This is a genomic window from Nocardioides mangrovi (genome assembly GCF_020073815.1).
Classification (GTDB): Bacteria; Actinomycetota; Actinomycetes; order Propionibacteriales; family Nocardioidaceae; genus Nocardioides; species Nocardioides mangrovi.
Window position 1 is genome coordinate 300,611 of the sequence record NZ_JAIQZJ010000006.1, and the last position, 19,440, is coordinate 320,050.

22 protein-coding genes are annotated in these 19,440 nt (G+C 71.7%); 12 read left to right on the forward strand and 10 right to left on the reverse strand.

What is annotated here, in order from left to right:
- Positions 1-74: 74 nt before the first annotated feature.
- A complete protein-coding gene (locus K8U61_RS12325; RefSeq protein WP_224123320.1) occupies positions 75-1,859 on the forward strand; it encodes a hypothetical protein in 1,785 nt (594 codons plus the stop codon).
- Between the two features lie 50 nt (positions 1,860-1,909).
- Positions 1,910-3,619, forward strand: coding sequence for an aminotransferase class V-fold PLP-dependent enzyme (locus K8U61_RS12330; RefSeq protein WP_224123321.1), 1,710 nt, complete (start codon positions 1,910-1,912; stop codon positions 3,617-3,619).
- Positions 3,620-3,654: 35 nt separating this feature from the next.
- Here K8U61_RS12330 and K8U61_RS12335 read toward each other — a convergent pair whose 3' ends face one another.
- Positions 3,655-4,650, reverse strand: a complete 996-nt coding sequence (locus K8U61_RS12335) for an NADP-dependent oxidoreductase (protein ID WP_224123322.1) — start codon at positions 4,648-4,650, stop codon at positions 3,655-3,657.
- A gap of 67 nt (positions 4,651-4,717) precedes the next feature.
- Positions 4,718-5,002, reverse strand: a complete 285-nt coding sequence (locus tag K8U61_RS12340; protein WP_224123323.1) for a Fe-S cluster assembly protein HesB — start codon at positions 5,000-5,002, stop codon at positions 4,718-4,720.
- 110 nt (positions 5,003-5,112) lie between these two features.
- Here K8U61_RS12340 and K8U61_RS12345 point away from each other — a divergent pair, with 110 nt between their 5' ends.
- On the forward strand, positions 5,113-5,547 hold the full coding sequence (locus tag K8U61_RS12345) for an OsmC family protein (RefSeq protein WP_224123324.1): 435 nt from the start codon (positions 5,113-5,115) through the stop codon (positions 5,545-5,547).
- 62 nt (positions 5,548-5,609) lie between these two features.
- Positions 5,610-6,488 carry an oxidoreductase gene (locus K8U61_RS12350; RefSeq protein WP_224123325.1) on the forward strand — a complete coding sequence of 293 codons (879 nt, stop codon included), beginning with the start codon at positions 5,610-5,612 and terminating at the stop codon, positions 6,486-6,488.
- A 9-nt stretch (positions 6,489-6,497) separates the two neighbouring features.
- Here the strand turns inward: K8U61_RS12350 and K8U61_RS12355 are convergent, their stop codons facing one another.
- Genes K8U61_RS12355 through K8U61_RS12375 form a run of 5 tightly spaced genes read right to left on the reverse strand, consistent with a single transcriptional unit; the run spans position 6,498 to position 9,702 of the window.
- Positions 6,498-7,187 (reverse strand): peptidylprolyl isomerase, encoded by a 690-nt coding sequence (locus K8U61_RS12355; RefSeq protein ID WP_224123326.1) that lies wholly within the window; start codon positions 7,185-7,187, stop codon positions 6,498-6,500.
- 23 nt (positions 7,188-7,210) lie between these two features.
- Positions 7,211-8,272: an alanine racemase gene (locus K8U61_RS12360; protein WP_224123327.1), complete on the reverse strand. Its 1,062-nt coding sequence runs from the start codon at positions 8,270-8,272 to the stop codon at positions 7,211-7,213.
- Positions 8,269-9,105: an aldo/keto reductase gene (locus tag K8U61_RS12365; protein WP_224123328.1), complete on the reverse strand. Its 837-nt coding sequence runs from the start codon at positions 9,103-9,105 to the stop codon at positions 8,269-8,271. The genes K8U61_RS12360 and K8U61_RS12365 overlap by 4 nt, the downstream gene beginning before the upstream one ends.
- Before the next feature lie 13 nt (positions 9,106-9,118).
- Positions 9,119-9,493 carry a hypothetical protein gene (locus tag K8U61_RS12370; RefSeq protein ID WP_224123329.1) on the reverse strand — a complete coding sequence of 125 codons (375 nt, stop codon included), beginning with the start codon at positions 9,491-9,493 and terminating at the stop codon, positions 9,119-9,121.
- Entirely contained in the window at positions 9,490-9,702 is a 213-nt protein-coding gene (locus tag K8U61_RS12375; RefSeq protein ID WP_224123330.1) for a hypothetical protein, read from the reverse strand. Before K8U61_RS12375 ends, K8U61_RS12370 begins: the two co-directional genes overlap by 4 nt.
- A gap of 43 nt (positions 9,703-9,745) precedes the next feature.
- On the opposite strand from K8U61_RS12375, the gene K8U61_RS12380 reads away from it, so the two are divergent.
- Positions 9,746-10,456: a M50 family metallopeptidase gene (locus K8U61_RS12380; protein ID WP_224123331.1), complete on the forward strand. Its 711-nt coding sequence runs from the start codon at positions 9,746-9,748 to the stop codon at positions 10,454-10,456.
- A 67-nt stretch (positions 10,457-10,523) separates the two neighbouring features.
- Entirely contained in the window at positions 10,524-11,396 is an 873-nt protein-coding gene (locus K8U61_RS12385; protein ID WP_224123332.1) for an LLM class F420-dependent oxidoreductase, read from the forward strand.
- Positions 11,397-11,399: 3 nt separating this feature from the next.
- Here K8U61_RS12385 and K8U61_RS12390 read toward each other — a convergent pair whose 3' ends face one another.
- The 3 genes from K8U61_RS12390 to K8U61_RS12400 are packed head-to-tail and all read right to left on the reverse strand — an operon-like array spanning position 11,400 to position 13,264.
- Positions 11,400-11,906 carry a VOC family protein gene (locus K8U61_RS12390; RefSeq protein WP_224123333.1) on the reverse strand — a complete coding sequence of 169 codons (507 nt, stop codon included), beginning with the start codon at positions 11,904-11,906 and terminating at the stop codon, positions 11,400-11,402.
- A gap of 33 nt (positions 11,907-11,939) precedes the next feature.
- Entirely contained in the window at positions 11,940-12,677 is a 738-nt protein-coding gene (gene lepB, locus K8U61_RS12395; protein WP_224123334.1) for a signal peptidase I, read from the reverse strand.
- A 35-nt stretch (positions 12,678-12,712) separates the two neighbouring features.
- Positions 12,713-13,264 carry a hypothetical protein gene (locus K8U61_RS12400; RefSeq protein WP_224123335.1) on the reverse strand — a complete coding sequence of 184 codons (552 nt, stop codon included), beginning with the start codon at positions 13,262-13,264 and terminating at the stop codon, positions 12,713-12,715.
- Between the two features lie 84 nt (positions 13,265-13,348).
- Here K8U61_RS12400 and K8U61_RS12405 point away from each other — a divergent pair, with 84 nt between their 5' ends.
- The 6 genes from K8U61_RS12405 to K8U61_RS12430 all read left to right on the forward strand — a co-directional run bounded on the left by K8U61_RS12405 (position 13,349) and on the right by K8U61_RS12430 (position 19,397).
- Complete coding sequence (locus K8U61_RS12405; protein ID WP_224123336.1) at positions 13,349-14,128, forward strand: methyltransferase domain-containing protein; 780 nt, start codon at positions 13,349-13,351, stop codon at positions 14,126-14,128.
- Between the two features lie 90 nt (positions 14,129-14,218).
- Positions 14,219-14,761 (forward strand): dihydrofolate reductase family protein, encoded by a 543-nt coding sequence (locus K8U61_RS12410; protein ID WP_263427106.1) that lies wholly within the window; start codon positions 14,219-14,221, stop codon positions 14,759-14,761.
- Positions 14,762-14,844: 83 nt separating this feature from the next.
- Positions 14,845-16,038 (forward strand): ROK family transcriptional regulator, encoded by a 1,194-nt coding sequence (locus tag K8U61_RS12415; RefSeq protein WP_224123338.1) that lies wholly within the window; start codon positions 14,845-14,847, stop codon positions 16,036-16,038.
- A gap of 236 nt (positions 16,039-16,274) precedes the next feature.
- The gene (locus tag K8U61_RS12420) at positions 16,275-17,600 is read left to right on the forward strand and encodes an ABC transporter substrate-binding protein (RefSeq protein WP_224123339.1); all 1,326 of its coding nucleotides are present in this window, start codon (positions 16,275-16,277) and stop codon (positions 17,598-17,600) included.
- 37 nt (positions 17,601-17,637) lie between these two features.
- A complete protein-coding gene (locus K8U61_RS12425; protein ID WP_224123340.1) occupies positions 17,638-18,567 on the forward strand; it encodes a carbohydrate ABC transporter permease in 930 nt (309 codons plus the stop codon).
- Positions 18,568-18,569: 2 nt separating this feature from the next.
- Entirely contained in the window at positions 18,570-19,397 is an 828-nt protein-coding gene (locus tag K8U61_RS12430; protein ID WP_224123341.1) for a carbohydrate ABC transporter permease, read from the forward strand.
- Positions 19,398-19,440 lie beyond the last annotated feature (43 nt).

The following is a 19,440-nucleotide window of genomic DNA, read 5'->3' on the forward strand; positions in this document are numbered from 1 at the left end:
CAACCGGCGACCTCGCTCGCGCGTCATACCGGGCACCACTCACGACCTCGGGGGAGAACCGAATGTCCCGTTCCATGCCACGCGCCCGCGCGCTCGCCTCACTGACCGCCGTCCTCGGCCTCGGCCTCGCCGCCGTCGCCGCGGTCGGCACCGCCACCCCAGCCGTCTCGGCCGACCCGGCCGGCGACTGCGCCACGCCGTTCCCGGAGGCCGACCTCGCCGCCGGCGACGCCGTCACCGGGCTGACCGTCACCCAGGGCACCACGCCGGAGAGCTTCACCGGTGAGGTCCTCGGCATCCTCGACGACGGGATCGCGCCCGACGTCGACATGATCATGGTCCGGCTGAGCTCGCCGGCGATCGCGGAGGCCGGCATCTGGGAGGGCATGTCGGGCTCGCCGGTCTACGCCGCCGACGGCCGCCTCATCGGCGCCGTCTCCTACGGCCTGGCCTACGGCCACTCGCCGGTCGCCGGCGTGACGCCGTACGAGTCGATGGACGACTACCTCGCCGACACCGACGCGGCCGCGTCGAAGGTCGCCGTCGGCAGGACCGCGGCCCGCCAGATCGCCCGGCGGACCTCCGTCACGGCCGCCCAGGCCAGCGAGGGCTTCAGCCAGCTCCCGATGCGGATGGGCGTCTCGGGCGTCGGCGCGCGGCGCCTCGCCGCGGTCACGTCGCACGCCGCCGGTCACCGCTGGCTCGCGCGCGACACCTACGCGGTCGGCAGCGCCGGCCGTGCCGCGACGAGCGCCTCCGACATCGTGGCGGGCGGCAACCTCGCCGCGTCGTACATGTACGGCGACGTGACCATGGCCGGGGTCGGCACCGTGACCTCGGTGTGCGGCGACCGCGTCGTCGGCTTCGGCCACCCGATGGACCTCCGCGGTGAGACCAGTCTGGCGCTGCACCCCGCGGACACGATCTACATCCAGGACGACCTGGTCACCAGCTTCAAGATCGCCAACCTGGGTGAGCCGGTCGGCACGATCACCGACGACCGCACCACCGGGATCACCGGCACCCTCGGCACCCTGCCGCACACCGTCACGGTCAGCTCCACGCTCACCTACGGCGACCGCACCCGCACGGGTGTCACCCACGTCGCGCTCGACAGCGCTGACGCGCTGGCGTCGGGCATCTTCTACGAGCTGATCTACAACCACCAGGCGGTCGTCGACGGACCGGTCAGGGGCACCGAGGACCTCGCCTGGACGATCACCGGCACCGACGCCGACGGTGCGCCGTTCGAGCTGAGCTCCTCCGACCTCTACGCGTCGAACGGCGACCTGACCTGGCGGATCGGCTTCGGGGTGGGCGACTTCGTCTACTCGCTCGCCAAGGTGCCGGGCATCTCGATCGACACCATCTCGACGACCTCCGAGCTCACCGACGACGTCTCGACCAAGCGGGTCGGCTCGATCGAGGTCAAGCAGGACGGTGAGTGGACGAAGGTCTCGCAGCGTCACCCGGGCATGCTCAGCACGGGCAAGCACGACGCCCGGGTCTCGCTCTCCGCGGGCGGCGAGCAGACGACCTTCCCCTTCGAGGTCACCATCCCGCAGCGCTTCTCGGGCCGGCTCGGCCTCTTCGAGGTCGTCGGCGGCAGCAACGTCTCGATCGGTCGCCTCCCGAAGGACCTCGACAAGATCAAGGAGGCGCTGGCCGACAAGGTGCGCGCCGACGAGATGCTCGTCCTGCTCCGCTCGGGCCCGAAGCTGCACCACGGCGGCCACTCCTCCTCGGCCACGACCGTGCGCGGCCGCTCGGCGAGCGGCAAGCGCTACGTCACGCAGGTGATCGGCCCGGTCGACTCGGTGGTGAAGGGCTACTCCGCCGGTCTGATGTACGTCGGCTGACCGACTCTCGCACCGACCCGTCACGGGGCCACGCGCACTATCGTGGCCCCGTGACGGACGGCAAGCAGCAGCTCCTCGCGCTGATCCGGGAGTCCGTGATCGGCGAGGACCACGTGATGGAGACGCCGTACGGCGCCCGCCGGGTGACCTACGCCGACTACACCGCGTCGGGCCGGGCGCTGACCTTCCTCGAGGACTTCATCCGCGACCAGGTGCTGCCCGGCTACGCCAACACGCACACCGAGTCCAGCGGCACCGGCCTGCAGACCACCCGGCTGCGCGAGGAGGCCCGCGCGATCATCCGCGAGGCCGTCGGCGGCGACGACGACACCGTCGTGCTCTTCGCCGGGTCGGGCTGCACCGGCGCGATCGCCAAGCTGATCGGCGTCCTGGGGCTGCGCGTCCCGTCGGTGCTCGACGATGCGCACGCCCTCACCGAGCACATCCCACCGGCCCAGCGCCCGGTGGTCTTCATCGGTCCCTACGAGCACCACTCCAACGAGATCCCGTGGCGTGAGTCGATCGCCGACGTCGTGACGATCCGTCAGGACGCCGACGGCGGCGTCGACCAGGACGACCTGCGGGTGCAGCTGGAGAAGTACGCCGAGCGGCCGCTGAAGATCGGCTCGTTCTCGGCGGCCTCCAACGTCACGGGCATCGTCTCCGACACCGCCGGCATCGCCACCCTGCTCCACGAGCACGGGGCGCTGAGCTTCTGGGACTTCGCCGCGGCCGCGCCGTACGTCGACATCGTGATGGGCGCGGTGCCGGACCGGCCGCTGTCCTACAAGGACGCGGTCTTCATCTCGCCGCACAAGTTCATCGGCGGCCCGTCGACGCCCGGGGTGCTGGTCGCCCGCCGCTCGCTCTTCGCCAACCGGGTGCCCGACGTGCCGGGCGGCGGCACGGTCGCCTACGTCAACGACGACGACCACCGCTACCTCGACGACGTCACCCACCGCGAGGAGGGCGGCACCCCCGCGATCATCGAGTCGATCCGTGCCGGCCTCGTCTTCCAGCTCAAGGAGGCGGTCGGGGTCGCGACCATCCGCGAGCAGGAGGAGCGGCACCTCCGGCGCGCGGTCACGGCCTGGCGCGACGACCCGGCGATCGAGCTGCTCGGCAACCTCGACGCCGACCGGCTGTCGATCGTCTCCTTCATCCTGCGCTCGCCGTCGGGGCGCTACCTGCACCACAACTACGTCGTCGCGCTGCTCAACGACCTCTTCGGCATCCAGTCCCGCGGCGGCTGCTCGTGTGCCGGCCCCTACGGCCACCGCCTGCTCGGGATCGACCTCGAGAGGTCGCACGAGTTCGAGCGCGAGATCACCGGCGGCTGCGAGGGCATCAAGCCGGGCTGGGTGCGGATCAACTTCAACTACTTCGTCTCGGACGCCGTCGTCGACTACCTCGTCGAGGCGGTCCGGCTGGTCGCCCACGACGGCTGGCGGCTGCTCGGCGACTACCACTTCGAGCCGGCGTCCGGACTGTGGCGCCACCGCGACGGCGTGGTCACGCCACCGCTGTCGCTGCGTGACATCTCCTACGCCGGCGGCCGGGCCTCGATGCCCAGCACCACGGCGACCGGGGGAGAGGAGCTCCTCGTCGCGCACCTCCGCGACGGAGCCGCGATCCTGGCCGCGGCCGAGGGGCCGGACCTCTCCGGCCACCCCGGCAACGTCAGCGCCGACTTCGAGCACCTCCGATGGTTTGACCTGCCCGCGTCGAGCCTGCTCGACGCGGCTCAGCCGAGCGGGTAGCCGAGCCGGACCTCGGGGGCAGTCATGCCGGCGGATCAGACCCGGACGAGCATCTTCCCGGTGTTGTCGCCGCGGTGCAGGCCGAGGAAGGCGTCGACGGCGTTGTCCAGGCCGTCGACGACGGTCTCGCGCCACTGCAGCTGCCCGGCGGCGGCCCAGGCGCCGGCGGTGCGGTAGAACTCCGAGGTCACGTCGCTGTGGTCGGTGACGATGAAGCCGCGCAGGGTCAGCCGCTTGCTCACCACCATCATCAGGTTGCGCGGGCCGGGGACGGGCGCGTCGGCGTTGTAGTCGGCGATGGCGCCGCACGCGGCGATCCGGCCGAAGTCGGCCATCGCGAAGATCGCCGCCTCGAGGTGGTCGCCGCCGACGTTGTCGAAGTAGACGTCCACGGGGGCGTGCTCGCGCAGCTGCCGGCCGATCGGGGCCGCCTTGTAGTCGAGCGCGACGTCGAAGCCCAGCTCGTCGGTCAGCCAGGCGCACTTCTCCGGCCCGCCGGCCGAGCCGATCACGGTCTTGGCGCCGAGCAGCCGCGCCATCTGGCCCGCCGCGGAGCCGACCGCGCCGGCCGCGCCCGAGACGAGGACGGTGTCGCCCTCGCGGACCTCGGCGATCCGGGTCAGGCCGACGTACGCCGTCATCCCGGGCATGCCGAGCGCGCCGAGGTAGGCGGAGGCCGGCACCGCCGAGACGTCGATGCGGCGTACGCCGCGCGCCGGGAGGAGTGCGTGGCTGCGCCAACCCGCCTGGTGCAGCACGGTGTCGCCGGGCTTCAGGTCGTCCGAACCCGAGGAGACGACCTCGCCGACGGCGCCACCGTCCATGGGCGCGTCGAGCGCGAACGGCGGCACGTAGGACTTCACGTCGTTCATCCGGCCCCGCATGTAGGGGTCGACGGAGAGGAAGGTGTTGCGGACGAGCACCTCGCCGGGCCCGGGATCGGGGAGGTCGACCTCGACGGTGCGGAAGTTGTCCTGGGTCGGCCATCCGTGCGGCCGAGACGCCAGGTGGATCTCGTGGGCGGTCGTCATGACCGCGATGCTGCCAGCCGGGTGGTGGCCGGCAGCACCGCGGGGGTAGCCACGACGGTGCGGCTGGCTAGCCCTGGACGGCCAGCGCGAACTCGACCTTGCCGCTGGCGTCCACGGCGGCGTCGAGGATCTTGTCGTCGAGCAGCTCGGCGGCAGCTGGATCGAGGTAGACGGTCGCGCCGCCCTGCTCGACGACCTGGTCGCCCGGCTCTCCCTGGGCCGCGGCGGTGACCTCGAAGGCCGGCTGCGGGGAGTCGTCGGAGGTGATCCGCAAACCGGCGGTGTCGGTCAGGCCGGGCTGCGAGGTGATCTCGTTGACGATGGCGCTTGCGTTCTCGGTGAGGCTGAGCATGATGCCCTTTCCGATGGCGTGTGCGGTCTCCTCGACCCTTGCCGATGTGCTCCGACGAGACAAGGCCGGGGCCGATCCCGGGCGTGTCGCCGGTCTGGCACCATGCCCTCATGACGCAGGCAGCGCACGCGGACGGACACCGCCGGATCGACCTGACGAAGATCGGCGAGGGGCGGTTCAAGGCCACCAACGCACGGGGCGGCGTGCTGCCCGTCGGGTCCGGTGACGACCCCGACTTCACACCGGTGGAGCTGCTGCTCGCGGCGATCGCCGGGTGCAGCTCGATCGACGTCGACCTGATCACCGGCAAGCGCGCCGGGGCGACGTCCTTCGACGTGGTGTCCGAGGCCACGAAGATCCGCGACGACCAGGGCAACCGGCTCGTCGACCTCCGGCTCACCTTCGAGGTCCGCTTCCCCGAGGGCGAGGACGGCGACCGCGCCCGCGAGGCGCTGCCGCGCTCGATCGCGCAGTCCCGCGACCGGCTCTGCATCGTCGGCCGCACCGTCCAGGTCGGCGCCCCGATCGAGTACGTCGAGGCCTAGGCCATGGCTCTCGATCTGGGCGGCGCGCAGCAGGCCATCGCCTCGAGAGGCAGGGCCTAGCGGTGGCGAAGAGCGCGCGCTGGGACGCCGTGCCGCGGCAGGACGGGCGCCGCTTCGTCGTCACCGGCGCGAGCAGCGGGCTCGGCCTCGAGACTGCCCGGGTCCTGGCGCGGCAGGGCGCGGAGGTCGTGCTCGCCGTCCGTGACCCCCGGAAGGGGGAGGCCGCCGCCCGCGGGATGACCGGGAAGGTCGAGGTCCAGCGCCTCGACGTCGCCGACCTGACCTCGGTCCGCGAGTTCGCCGCGCAGGTCGGGCCGGTGGACGTGCTGGTCAACAACGCCGGCGTGCTCGCCGTCCCCTACGCGCTGACCGCCGACGGGTTCGAGACGCACCTGGCCACCAACCACCTCGGCCACTTCGCGCTCGCCAACCTGATGCTGCCGACCATCTCCGACCGCGTGGTCGTGATCTCCTCGCGCGCGGCGCACAGCGGCGTGATCGACCTCGACGACCTCGACTGGCAGCGGCGCGACTACCAGCCCTTCGCGGCGTACGCCGCCTCCAAGCTGGCCGGGATGCTCTTCCTCGCCGAGCTCCAGCGCCGGCTGACCGCCGCCGGCTCGACGTTGCGGGCCACCGGAGCGCACCCCGGGTCGACCGCAACCGCGATCACGGGTGCCACGGGCAGCCGGTGGAAGACGTGGGTCGGCCACTGGGGGCACCGCCTCACCGGGATGTCCGTCGCGCAGGGCGCCCTGACCAGCCTCTACGCCGCGACCATGGACGTCCCGGGCAACACCTTCATCGGCCCCGACGGTCTCGGGGAGATGCGGGGCTGGCCGACCGCGGTCGGCCGCAGCCCGGCCGCCCTCGACCCGGCCGCCGCGCGGGCGCTGTGGGACCGGTCCGAGGACCTCACCGGAGTCCGCTTCCCGCTCTGAGGCCCGGGGTCAGCCGACCGTCACCGCGCTGATGTCCACGGCCGTGGTGGGGTGACCGTCGCCCGGACCGTTGGCGTTGTCCGTGCCGGCGGCGGCGACCTTCTTCACGAGCGTGAGGCCGGCATCGTCGACGGTCCCGAAGACCGTGTAGGCGGGAGGCAGCCGCGAGTCGCCGTACACGATGAAGAACTGCGACCCGTTGGTGTCCGGACCCGCGTTCGCCATCGCGAGGGTGCCGGCCGGATAGGCGATGGTCCCGTCCGAGTCCGGCTGGGGCAGCGCATCCAGCTCGTCGTCGAACGCGTAGCCGGGACCGCCCGAGCCCGAGCCGGTCGGGTCCCCGCACTGGAGGACGAGGATGCCGGCGGTCGTCAGCCGGTGGCAGGAGGTGTCGTCGAAGTAGTGCTGGTCGGCCAGCGAGACGAAGGAGGAGACCGTGCAGGGCGCGGCGTCGGCGTCGAGCGTGGCCCCGATGTCGCCCACGCTGGTCGCGATCACCGCGTGCACCTCTCCGCTCTCGGTCGCGTGGTCGGCGGGCGGGTCGACGTCCTTGGCCGCCTGGCCGGACTGCTGCCAGTCGCAGGAGACGCCGGTCCCACTGCCGTCGGTGGCCGTGTCGTCGGAGTCGCTGCCGCACCCGGAGAGGGCGATCGACGCGACGAGGGCGAGGCCGGCGTACGCGGCGAGGCGGGAGCGCATGCGCCGATCGTAGGGTGCGCCGCTCAGTCGTTGCGGCCCCGGGCCGCCACCGGCCAGGGCTCGAGCGCACCGTCCCCGAGGTCGGCCCAGAGCACGTCGGTCAGGTTGACGGCGTTGCAGACGTGGTTGGGGACGACGTCCACCCGGCTCCCGAGCGGCGGCAGCGGGGCGCCGGCCAGCTCGACGACGGCGTGGTGCTCGGACAGCATCACGACGCGGGCGTCCGGGTGGGCCGGGAGCCGGCCCCAGCCGGTGGCGTACGGCGCCCGGTCGGCGCCGAGCGACTTGCTGCCGGCATCGAGGACGAGGCGTCCGCCCGCGTGGCTGACGACCGTCGCGCGGCAGGTGAGCGCGATGTCCTCGGCCGGCATGGTGCCGAGCTCCCACTGCTGGGCGTCGCCGAAGACGTAGACGCCGGGCCGCAGCTCGGTGAGCACGTCGGTGTGGCTGTGCGCGAGGCTCGGCGTCGACCCACCGCTGACCACGTCGGGCTCGATGCCCGCCGCCCGCAGCGCCTCGGTGGCCTCCCGGAGGGCGGCCGCCTCGTCGTCGGCCGCGCTGCGTCGTCCGTCGGGCGCATAGCTGTGGCCGGGGAAGGTGAAGATGCCGCGCACCTCCAGCCCGGCCTCGGCCGCGGCGGCGGCGACCAGGCCGGCGTCCTCCGGTGCGACGCCCGAGCGGTGGGTGCCGCTGTCGACCTCGACCAGCACGCCGATGCCGGCGCCGGCCAGCAGGCGGCCGTCGTGGCGGGCGGCCTCGACCGAGTCGACGCCGATGGTGATCTCTGCCCGACCGGCGAGATCGCGCAGCCGCGCGGCGCCGCCGGGCGACGGCCACAGGGGATAGGCGATGAGCAGGTCCTCGACGCCGTGCTCGACGAACACCTCGGCCTCGCCGATCGTCGCGACGGTCAGCCCGACCGCGCCCGCCTCGAGCTGGAGCCGGGCGATCTCGGGAGACTTGTGGGTCTTGGCGTGTGGGCGCAGGCTGACGCCGGCGGCGGACGCACGCTGCGCCGTGCCCGCGATGTTCTGGCGCAGTCGCGCCACGTCCACCCGCAGGTACGGCGTCGCCGGCTCGCTCACATCTCCTCGTGGGTGTCCGGGTCGCCACCGAAGAGGCGGCCGTCCGGGCGGCCGAGGGCGGTGATCGCGGCGACCTCGTCGTCGGTGAGCTCGAAGCCGAAGACGTCGAGGTTCTGGCGTTGCCGTTCCGGTGTCGCGGACTTGGGGATCGGGACGGAGCCGAGCTCGACCTGCCAGCGGAGGATCACCTGGCCCGGCGTCACCCCCAGCCGCTCCGCGGCCGCGGCGACCGGCGGCTCGCTGAAGGGCGCCTGCCGCTTGCCGAGCGGGCTCCACGACTCGGTGCGGATGCCGCGCTCCGCGTTGACCGCACGCATGTCGACCTGGGGGAAGTAGGGGTGCAGCTCGATCTGGTTGACCACCGGCGTCACGCCGGTCTGGCCGATGATCCGGTCGAGGTGCTCGGCGGTGAAGTTGGAGACGCCGATCGAGCGCACGAGGCCCTCGGCGCGCAGGTCGACGAGCGCCCGCCAGGCCTCGGCGTACTTGCCGACGCTCGGGTTGGGCCAGTGGATGAGGTGCAGGTCGAGGTGCTCGAGGCCGAGCCGCTCCAGCGACTCGTGCACGCTGCGGACGGCGTCGTCGTACCCGTGGTCGCGGCCCGGGACCTTGCTCGCGACGAAGAGCTCCTCGCGGGCCACGCCGGACTGGCGGATCGCCTCGCCGACCTCGCGCTCGTTCTCGTAGTTGACCGCGGTGTCGAGCAGCCGGTAGCCGACCTCGATCGCCGACCGGATCGCCGCGACGCCGTCGTCGCCCTTGAGGGGGTAGGTGCCGAAGCCGATGGCCGGCAGGTGGTGGCCGTCGTTGAGCTCGTACGTCGGGATCGCCATGCCCACAACGTACTCAGGGCTCGTCGGTCGCCTGCGTGTGGCGCTGCTCCTTGAGCCGCGCCTCGTGGGTGTGCCGCTCGCCGCCGGTCAGGGTCTCCCGCGCCTCGGTCACGAACCTGCGGAACGTCGCGTAGTAGTCGTCGTCGTACTCCTCGACGACCTGGAAGGTCCACCGGCCGGGGAGCACGTTGCGGCCGACGAGCTCGCGGTCCAGCCGGTCGGCGAGCTCGTCGTGACCGGCCCCGCGGAGCAGGTCCACCGCCTCGCCGAGCGTGAAGTCGGCGGTCCCGGACATCCGGTGGAAGCGGTAGAGGCTGCCCCGCGCGTCCTCGACCACCTCGAACGCCTCGGAGAGCTTGCCGACCGCCTCCACCGTCGCGTCGTTCACGCCGAGAGCACCTCCTCGGCCGACACCGTGCCGTGTGCCTCCTCGATGGCGTCGGCGAGCCGCGTCACCTCGTCGTCCGACACGTCGACCTCGGCCTCCCCGAACCCGTCCCGCAGCTCGTTCGCCACGGTGCCCTCGGGTGCGCCGTCCTGGTAGGAGGAGACGCGGTCGACCACCGCCTGGATCGCTTCGATTCGCTCGTCAGTCATGGCGGGGCCGTACCCGCGTGCGCCGTCGGGCACGCTTGCCCCCGTGAGCGACGCGATCGACCGGATCTGGGGCGACGTCACGGGCACCCAGCCCGCGCCCGCCGACGACGTCGTGCTGCTCGCGCTCGTCGTGGCGCTCGCGGTCGTGCTCGTCCCGCCGCTGTGGCGGATCGGACGGCACCTGGTGACCATCGCGCACGAGGGCGCCCACGGCGTCGCGGCACTGCTGAGCGGCCGACGCCTCGCGGGGATCCGGCTGCACTCGGACACCTCCGGGCTCACCGTCTCGCGGGGCAGGCCCCGCGGTCCGGGCATGGTCGCGACCGCCTTCGCCGGGTACGTCGGCCCGTCGCTCCTCGGCCTGGGTGCGGCGTACCTGCTCTCGCGACACCACGCGCTCGCGGTCCTGTGGCTCGCGCTCGTCCTGCTGACGCTGCTCCTGGTGCAGATCCGCAACTTCTTCGGGCTGTGGGCGGTGCTCGTCGCGGGGGTCGCCGTCGCGGTCGTGTCGTGGTGGGGGAGCGGTCAGCAGCAGTCGCTGGCGGCCTACCTGATGACGTGGTTCCTGCTGCTCGCCGGACCGCGTCCGGTGCTCGAGCTCCAGCAGCTGCGCCGTCGCGGCCGGGCGCGCGACTCGGACGCCGACGTGCTGGCCCGGCTGACCCGGGTGCCGGGGCTGGTGTGGGTGGCGGTCTTCCTGCTGGTCACGCTGGGCTGCCTGGCCATCGGCGGCCGGTGGCTCCTGGCGGCCTGACCGAGACCTGCGGGCGACCGAGCCCACGGGGACGCTCGTCGTTGGCACCGCGCCGTAGGGTCGAGTCGTGCGGATCGGAATCCACTACGCCAACTTCACCCACCCCGACTGGCAGACCCGGCTGGCCGATCGGCTGACCGAGACGGCGCGCGTCGCCGACCAGGGCGGCGTCTCGATGCTCACGGTCATGGACCACTACTTCCAGATGGAGCAGCTCGGCGGACCGCCGGAGCCGATGCTCGAGGGCTACACGACGCTCGGCTACCTCGCCGGCCAGACCGAGAACGTGCGGCTGAGCCTGCTCGTCACCGGCGCGACGTACCGCCACCCGGGCCTGCTCGCCAAGATCGTGACCACCCTCGACGTGCTCTCGCGCGGCCGGGCGATGCTCGGGATCGGCGCGGCGTGGTACGACCGGGAGCACGAGGGCCTCGGCGTCCCCTTCCCGCCGACGTCCGAGCGGTTCGAGCGGCTCGAGGAGACCCTCCAGGTCTGCCGGCAGATGTGGAGCGACGACGACGGCGCCTACGACGGCCAGCACTACCACCTCGCCGAGACCGTCTGCGTGCCGCCGCCGGTGCAGGCACGGGTGCCGATCCTGATCGGTGGCGCGGGGGAGCGGAAGACGCTCCGGCTGGTCGCGCAGTACGCCGACGCCTGCAACCTCTTCGGCGGCGACGTGGACACGATCCGCCACAAGCTGGACGTGCTGCGCGGCCACTGCGAGGCGGTCGGCACCGACTACGACGCCATCGAGAAGACGATGATCAGCGGCCCGGGCGCCGACCCGGTCGGCGACACCGACGGGTTCCTCCGTCAGATGGAGGAGTACGCCGCCCTCGGGATCTCGCTCGTCACCCTGATGCCGCCGACCGAGGACCCGGTCGCGTGGACGTCCACCGTGTGCGAGGACGTGCTCCCGCGGCTGTCGGAGGTCTGAGCCTCACAGCACGACGGTGCCGTACATCTCGCCGAGCGGGTCGGAGATGAGCTCGACCCGGGTGCCGTCGGGGTCGCGCAGGTAGATCGACGACCCGCTCTCGAGCAGGTAGTCGACGCCGGCGTCGTCGAGCTTGTCCTTCAGCGCGGCCCAGCGCGCCGGGTCGACCGAGATCGCCAGGTGGTGCAGGCCGCCGAGCACCTCGGCGTACGGCCCGACGTCGAGGCCCGGGAAGTCGAAGAACGCGATCAGGTTGTGGTTGCCGATGTCGAAGAAGAAGTGGTTGGAGCCGGGGTAGTCGCGGTTCTCCACGATCTCGGTCAGCGGGAACTCCAGGAGTCCCTGGTAGAAGCGCACGGTCGTCTCGACGTCGGCGCAGACGATGGCGACGTGGTGGAGACCGCGCGCCGACGAGACGGGCCGGTCGGCGTCGGTGGAGAGGTACGTCGATCGGATCCGGTCGCGCTCGGCGGCGATGTGCTCGAGGGCGGGGGCGTCGGGGGCGGCCATGCGGGCGACGCTACTCCGCCCGCACCGGCGGGATCAGTCCTTCGGGTCGGGAACGTCGGCAAAGGTCTTCGGGCGCGAGAGCCAGTCCCAGTGGTCACGCGGCCAGATCACCGAGAAGACCTTCCCGACGACGAGCTTCTCGTCGACGTAGGCGTCGTTGGGATCGCAGCTCGGCCCGGCGTCGGAGCCGCAGAGGTGGTAGCTGCTGTCCGCGGAGTTGGCCCGGTTGTCGCCCATGAGGAAGACGTGTCCGGCCGGCACCGGCCCGGCGGTCCAGCTGCAGTCGCCGGGTCCCTCGGGGCCGCGGCAGGTCTGGGTGTCGGGGTCCTTGACGTACGAGTCCTCGTCCAGGGGCTGGCCGTTGACCGAGATCCGCCCCTGGTCGTCGCAGCAGACGATGGTGTCGCCGGCGACACCGATCACACGCTTCACGAGGTGCCCGCCGGTGGGGTAGAGACCGACCTTCGCGAGCGTCTTGGAGACCGCGCCGGTCGGCCCGGTCTTCTCCCACGCCGGCAGCCAGTCGCCCGGGTCCTCGAAGACGACGACGTCGCCGCGCTGGGGCGTCCCGCCGAACCAGTACGACGGCTTCTCGACCAGGATCCGGTCGTTGTTGACCAGCCCGGGCTCCATCGACTCCGAGGGGATGTAGAAGGCCTGGACGAAGAAGGTCTTGATGATCAGGGACAGGCCGATCGCGATGACGAGGAGGAGGATCGTCTCCTGCCACCACGAGAGGTGCCTGCGGTCCGAGTCCTTCGTCGCTGCCACGCGGTGACTCTAGACGCCCGGTGGGCGAGCGTCCCTCAGCGGCGCGCTCGTCGCTGGCTGGTCATCGCGACCCGGCCGGCGTACGTCGTCCCCGGCACGCCCGTCGCGTTGGCCGCGGTGAAGGTGTAGGTCCCGCGGGAGAGCCGACCGAGGGCGATCCGCTGGTGCGTCGCGTCGCCTCGGGTGGACCGGCCGATCGTCGTGCCGTCGGCGTCGTACGCGTAGAGGTCGACCTCCGCGGAGCTGTCCCGCCACCAGATCCGGACCCGCAGCGATCCCCGGTGGGACCTCCAGAAGTGCCGGGGGATCGTCAGGTGGAGGGTCTCGGTGTCACAGGTGGTGGCGGTCGTGGAGGGTGCATCGACGCAGGCCGCCGGGTCCATCGCGCCGGTGCCGGCGAAGTTGCCCGTCCACAGGATCTTCTGCGTGACCGGCCTCGACCGGTGGTCGAGCGGAGGTGCTCCCATCGTCTGGGCGCTCGGGTCCGCGGCCACCGCGGACGGCCCACCGGCGCCGGGGACCAGGAGGAGGGCCGTGGTGAGCGCCAGGATCGCGCTCGGTGCCACACGTCGTCGCAGATCGTTCATGCCGGACCCCTGTCCGTGAGGTGGTGCGGGTGGAGCACGACCGGGTGTCGGTCCCGACCAGTCGGATCCGGTTGAATCGGCGTGATGTCGACATCGCGTCTCTTCGAGGACCAGCTCGCCGCCTGGCGTCTCTACCTGCAAACGCCGTGGGCGCGGATCCGCTACGCGACGGTGGCCGAGGTGCTGCGCCGACACGTGGACGAGGTCGCGGCCGCCCGAACCGTGGGAGATCGGGTCCGGGTGCTCGACGTCGGGGGCGGCGACGGGAGGGACGCCCTGCCGCTGGCCCGCGCCGGGTGCGACGTGACCATCGTCGACCCCGCGGGCAGCTGGCTCGCCGAGGCGGAGCGCCGGGCCGCAGAGGCCGGCGTCGCGATCCGCACCGTCCAGGGCGGGCTCGACGACCTGCCCGCAGGGGAGTGGGACCTGGTGCTCTGCCACTTCGTGCTGCGCTACCGGCCCCCCGGGAGCCCGGACGTGGCGGTGCTCGCGGACCGGGTGCGGCCCGGGGGACTGCTGTCGGTCGTCGACATCAACCCGGCGGGCCGCGTGCTGCGTGCCCTCGTCTCCTCCGGCCCCGGCGCCGCGCTGACCGAGCTGCATGCCGAGCGGGCCGAGGTGCAGGTGTTCGGCACCGACGCCCGGAAGGTCGAGGCGGACGACGTACGCACGGAGGCGGAGGCACGCGGGTTGCGGCTCGTCGGACGCTACGGGCACCGGATCGCCAACGACCTCGTGACCGACGACGACGCCAAGCACGACCCGGACTTCTTCGCCGACCTGCTCACCCTGGAGCTCGAGCTGTGCGACCGCGAGCCCTACCGACGGCTCGGCGCGGCCTGGCAGCTCGTCCTCACGCGGTGACGCACCGCCGCTGATTCTCGGCACCGCGCCGGTCTGTACGACGACAGCGACTCACGGGAGGCTGACCACGTGCGCAGACTGAGCTATGCGATGAACGTGTCCCTGGACGGCTACATCGCCGCTCCGGGCGACGACCTCGCCTGGAGCGTGCCGAGCGACGAGCTCTTCCAGTTCTGGTCCGATCGCGTGGGGGAGACGGGCCTGGCGCTCTACGGGCGCCGGCTCTGGGAGGCGATGAGCTCCCACTGGCCGACCGCGGACGAGCAGCCAGGTGTGACACCGGCGCACGTCGAGTTCGCGCAGCGGTGGCGGGCCATGCCGAAGGTGGTGTTCTCCTCGACGATCGACGCCGTGGACTGGAACGCTCGGCTGGTCACCGGCGACGCCGTCACCGAGATCGCCCGGCTCAAGGCCGAGGACGGCGGCCCGATGGACATCGGTGCCGCGACGCTCGCCGCAGCGGCGATGCAGGCCGGGCTGGTCGACGAGTACGTCGTGGTCACCCATCCGGTGCTGGTCGGCGGCGGCACGTCGTACTTCACGGCCCTCGACGGCCCGGTGCCGCTCCGGCTGGTCGAGACCCGGACGTTCCCCGGTGGGGTGGTGCTGCATCGGTACGAGACCGAGCGCTGACCGCCCGGTCGCCGCCGACGGGCCTGGCGAGCGCCGTATGTTCGCGTCCCGAACATGAGCGCGTCGACTGCTAGGGTCCGACCATGACCACCGGGGCGACGACGACCGGCGCGCGCCTCGCGGGGACCACCGAGCAGCTCCGTCGCGCCAACCTGTCGCGGACGCTCGAGGTGCTGCACCAACGCGGGCCGACGAGCCGCTCGGACCTGACCCGGACGCTCGGTCTGAGCCGGTCGACGATGGCCGCTGTCGTGGCCGACCTCGAGGCGCTCGGCCTGGTCACCGAGACCCAGCCTGCCGCCACGTCGCGCGCCGGCCGGCCGAGCGGGTTGGTGCGACCCGCCGACGACGTGGTGGCGATCGCGGTCAACCCGGAGGTCGACGCCGTCCACGTCGGGGTGGTCGGCCTCCACGGCCGCGTCCTCGAGCACACGCGCATCGAGGTCCCCGACACCCGGATGTCCACCATCGTCCCGCTCGCGACCGCCGCGATCCGCGGGATGCTCGCCGACGACCCACCCCGCTACCGCGTGGTCGGCATCGGCCTGGCGATCCCCGGACAGGTGCGGATCTCCGACGGCGTCATCCGCCAGGCCACCCACCTCGGCTGGACCGAGGAGCCGATCGCCGACCTGTTCGTCGAGGCGACCGGCCTGCGCACCTGGGCGGCCAACGCGGCGACCCTCGCCATGCGGGCCGAGAGCCAGTTCGGAGCGGGGCAGGGCGTGCAGGACCTCGTCTACTTCATCGGCGGCGCCAGCGGCATCGGCGGCGGGGCGATCGTCGGGGGCCGCCTGCTGACCGGCGACGGTGGCTACGCCGGCGAGTTCGGCCACACGGTCGTGCGGCCCGACGGGCGGGCCTGCCACTGCGGCGGCACCGGCTGCCTGGAGGCCGAGGTCGACCAGGCCACCCTGCTGCGGGCGGTCGGGCTGGAGGCGGCGCAGGCCGACGAGCTGCCGGCACGCCTGGTCGCGAGCGACGACCCGGCCGTCGCGGACCTCGTCGAGGAGAAGTCGTCACTGCTGGCCATCGCCGTCCGCAACGCGCTCAACACGCTCAACCCCGAGGCCGTCGTGCTGTCGGGCTTCCTCGCCGCGCTGCACCGCGCCTCCGGCCGCGACCTCACCGCCGGCGCCGTGGCCTCCGCCCGCGAGCGGGTCGAGCTGCGGGACGCCGCCCTGGGCGTGGAGCAGCTGATGATCGGCGCCGGCGAGCTCGTCTTCGGCGAGCTGCTGCGGGACCCGGTCCTGCTGGCGACCCCTGTGCTCGCCTGACGCCTCCCGGTCCTCGACCGGCGCGAGCAGCCGGTCCCGACGCGCCCATGAGAGGCCTGCGGGCCGGGCTTCCGGCGCCCCCTGGACCGGCCCTGAACGCGGGGTGACGGCGCGGCGAGGCCGCCCGAACTCGCCGTCGATGTGACTTGCGTTACGCGCTCGCTCCACTTATGTTCGGGTCGCCAACATATCCGGAGCACGCAGCTGGGCGCGCTCCCACTCGAGGAGGTTCGCTCATGCGCAGTGCGCGTCTCGCGTCCGTCGTCGCCCTCTCCGTCGGTGCCCTGGTGCTGACGGCCTGCGGCGGCTCGGACTCCGGCGGTTCGAACGACGAGGTCAGCACCACGGTCGACGGCAAGGGTCGGACCCTGACCCTGTGGGACTACGAGTCCGACACCAGTGCGATGGGCATCGCCTGGCAGGCCGCGATCAAGAAGTTCGAGGAGGAGACCGGCGCCACGGTGAAGTTCGAGCCGAAGGCGTTCGAGCAGATCCGGACGACCGCGAGCCAGGTGCTCAACTCCGACAAGGCGCCTGACGTCATGGAGTACAACAAGGGCAACGCGACCGCGGGGCTCCTCGCCAGCCAGGGGCTGCTGACCAACCTCGACGACGCGGTGTCGACCTTCGGGTGGGACGACAAGCTCGCGCCGAGCCTGCAGACCACCGCGAAGTACGACGAGAAGGGCGTCATGGGGTCGGGTAGCTACTACGGCATCCCGAACTACGGCGAGTACGTCGAGTTCTACTACAACCAGGATCTCTTCGATCAGTACCACGTGAAGGTGCCGACGACCCTCGACGAGCTCGAGGACGCGATGGCGACGTTCAAGCAGGCCGGCGTCACCCCGCTCGCCGAGTCCGCTGCCGAGTACCCGCTCGGCCAGCTGTGGTTCCAGCTCGCGCTCTCGAAGGCCGACCGTGACTGGGTCACGGCGTACCAGACCTACACCGACCCGGTCGACTTCTCCGGTCCCGAGATCAGCTACGCCACCCAGACCATCAAGGACTGGCAGGACAAGGGCTACATCTCCGACGACGCGACCGGCATGAAGGCCGAGGACGCCGGGGTCAGCTTCATCAACGGCAAGGCCCCGATGTTCTTCTCCGGCAGCTGGTGGTACGGCCGCTTCGTCGACGAGATGAAGGACAAGTGGTCCACGTTCCTGTTCCCGGGATCGACGATGTCGCCGGGATCCTCCGGCAACATCTGGGTCGTCCCGACCAACGCCGAGAACAAGGACCTCGCGTACAAGTTCATCGACATCACGATGAGCCCGGAGATCCAGAGCCTCATGGGCAACAACGGCGGCCTCCCGGTCGCGGCCGACGCCTCGTCGATCACCGACGCGAAGAGCAAGGAGCTCATCGCGAACTTCAACACGCTGACCGAGCGCGACGGGCTGGGCTTCTACCCCGACTGGCCGACGCCCACCTTCTACGACCAGATCAACGCCGGCCTCCAGGAGCTCCTCAACGGGACGAAGTCGGCCGACGAGGTCGACGACGAGCTCGGCTCGGAGTACGCCGACGGCGTGGACCAGATCACCAGCGGCTTCTGACCGCTCCGCGACGGGAAGGATGACGATGGCTGTGACCGTGTCCACGAGACGGACCGGGCGACGGGGGAACGCCCCCCGGCGCCGGTCGCTCGGCTACTGGCCCTACCTCCTGCCGGGGGCCGTGCTGGTCGCGGCCATCGTCGTCCTTCCGCTGGTCCAGAACGTCTACTACAGCTTCACGTTCTACCGGGGGATCCGGCCGCCCGAGTGGATCGGCCTGGCCAACTGGCAGCACCTGATGCACGACGACCGCTTCTGGCAGTCCTTCACCCACAGCATCGCGATGATCGTGGCGATGGTGGTGGTACCGACGCTGCTCGGGCTGCTGCTCGCGGCGATCCTCTTCGACGTCGTCGGCAAGAAGTTCGGCGGCCGGGTGGCGAGCCTGCTGCGGGCGATGTTCTACGTGCCGCAGATCATCCCGATCGTGGTCGCCTCGATCGTCATCGGCTGGATCGCGCGGCCCGAGGACGGCGCGCTCAACGAGGTGCTCGGAGCGGTCGGGCTCGATGGTCTCCAGCAGAACTGGCTGGGTGACCCGCACTTCGCCCTCCCGACGATCATGACGGTGCTCATCTGGGTGCAGATCGGCTACCCGGTGGTGATCTTCATGGCGGCGCTGCAGCGCGTGGACCCCGAGCTCTACGAGGCGGCCGAGCTGGACGGAGCCAACTGGTGGCACCGCTTCCGGGCGATCACGCTGGCGGTGATCCGCCCGGAGATCTTCGTCGTCGTGCTCACCTGCACCATCGCGGCACTCAAGGTCTTCGCGCCGGTCTACGCCCTCACGCGGGGCGGCCCGGGGACCTCGACGATCGTGCCCAGCTACTACTCCTACAGCGAGTTCTTCCAGAGCCAGCAGGTCGGGTACGGCGCCGCCGTCTCGACCGCGCTGACCGTGGTGATCGTCGTGGTCGCGGTCGGCTTCCTGATCCTGCAGCGCTTCGTCGAGCGACGGGAGGCGTGACGATGTCGAGACGCACCGCCTGGGACTGGGTGCTCCTGGCACTCGCCGGTCTGGCCGCGCTGATCGTGGTCCTCCCGCTACTCCTCCTGCTGCTGAACTCGTTCAAGACCCCCGACGACTACAACAACGGCGGGCCGCTTCAGGTCCCGACCCACCTGAGCTTCCACGGCATCCAGGCGTTCTGGACGCGCGTCGACTTCCCGCAGAAGCTGTGGAACAGCATCTTCATCTCCGGGACCGTGGCCGTCCTCGCGGTCGTGGTGTCGGTGCTGAACGCCTATGCGCTCGGCATCGGACGGGTCCGCGGGCGATTCCCGCTCCTGCTGGTCTTCCTGCTCGCGAACATGCTGCCGCAGGAGGCGCTGCTCTATCCGCTCTACAACCTCTTCAAGAACGTCGGCCTCTACGACAGCCAGTGGTCGGTGATCATCATCTTCACCGCGATCCAGAGCGCGTTCGGGACCTACCTGCTCGCCAGCGTCTACGGGACGTTCCCCCGTGAGCTGCTCGAGGCGGCGTCGATCGACGGGGCGGGCCGGTGGCGCACGCTGTGGCGCGTCGTCGTGCCCGTGTCGTGGCAGACGCTCTCGGTACTGCTGATCTTCTTCTTCATCTGGACGTGGAACGAGTTCCTCATCCCCGTCACGTTCCTGATCAGCAACGACAAGCAGACCGTCCCGCTCGCGGTCGCCAGCCTCCAGGGCGACCGACTCATGGACGTCACCACCACGAGCGCCTCGGCGCTGCTCGGACTGATCCCGACGCTCGTCTTCTTCCTCCTCTTCCAGCGCACCTTGACGCGCGGCGTCACGGCTGGCGCCATCAAGTGACGGCCCGGATGACGGCCCGACCCCCGACCTCCTCGGAAGGATC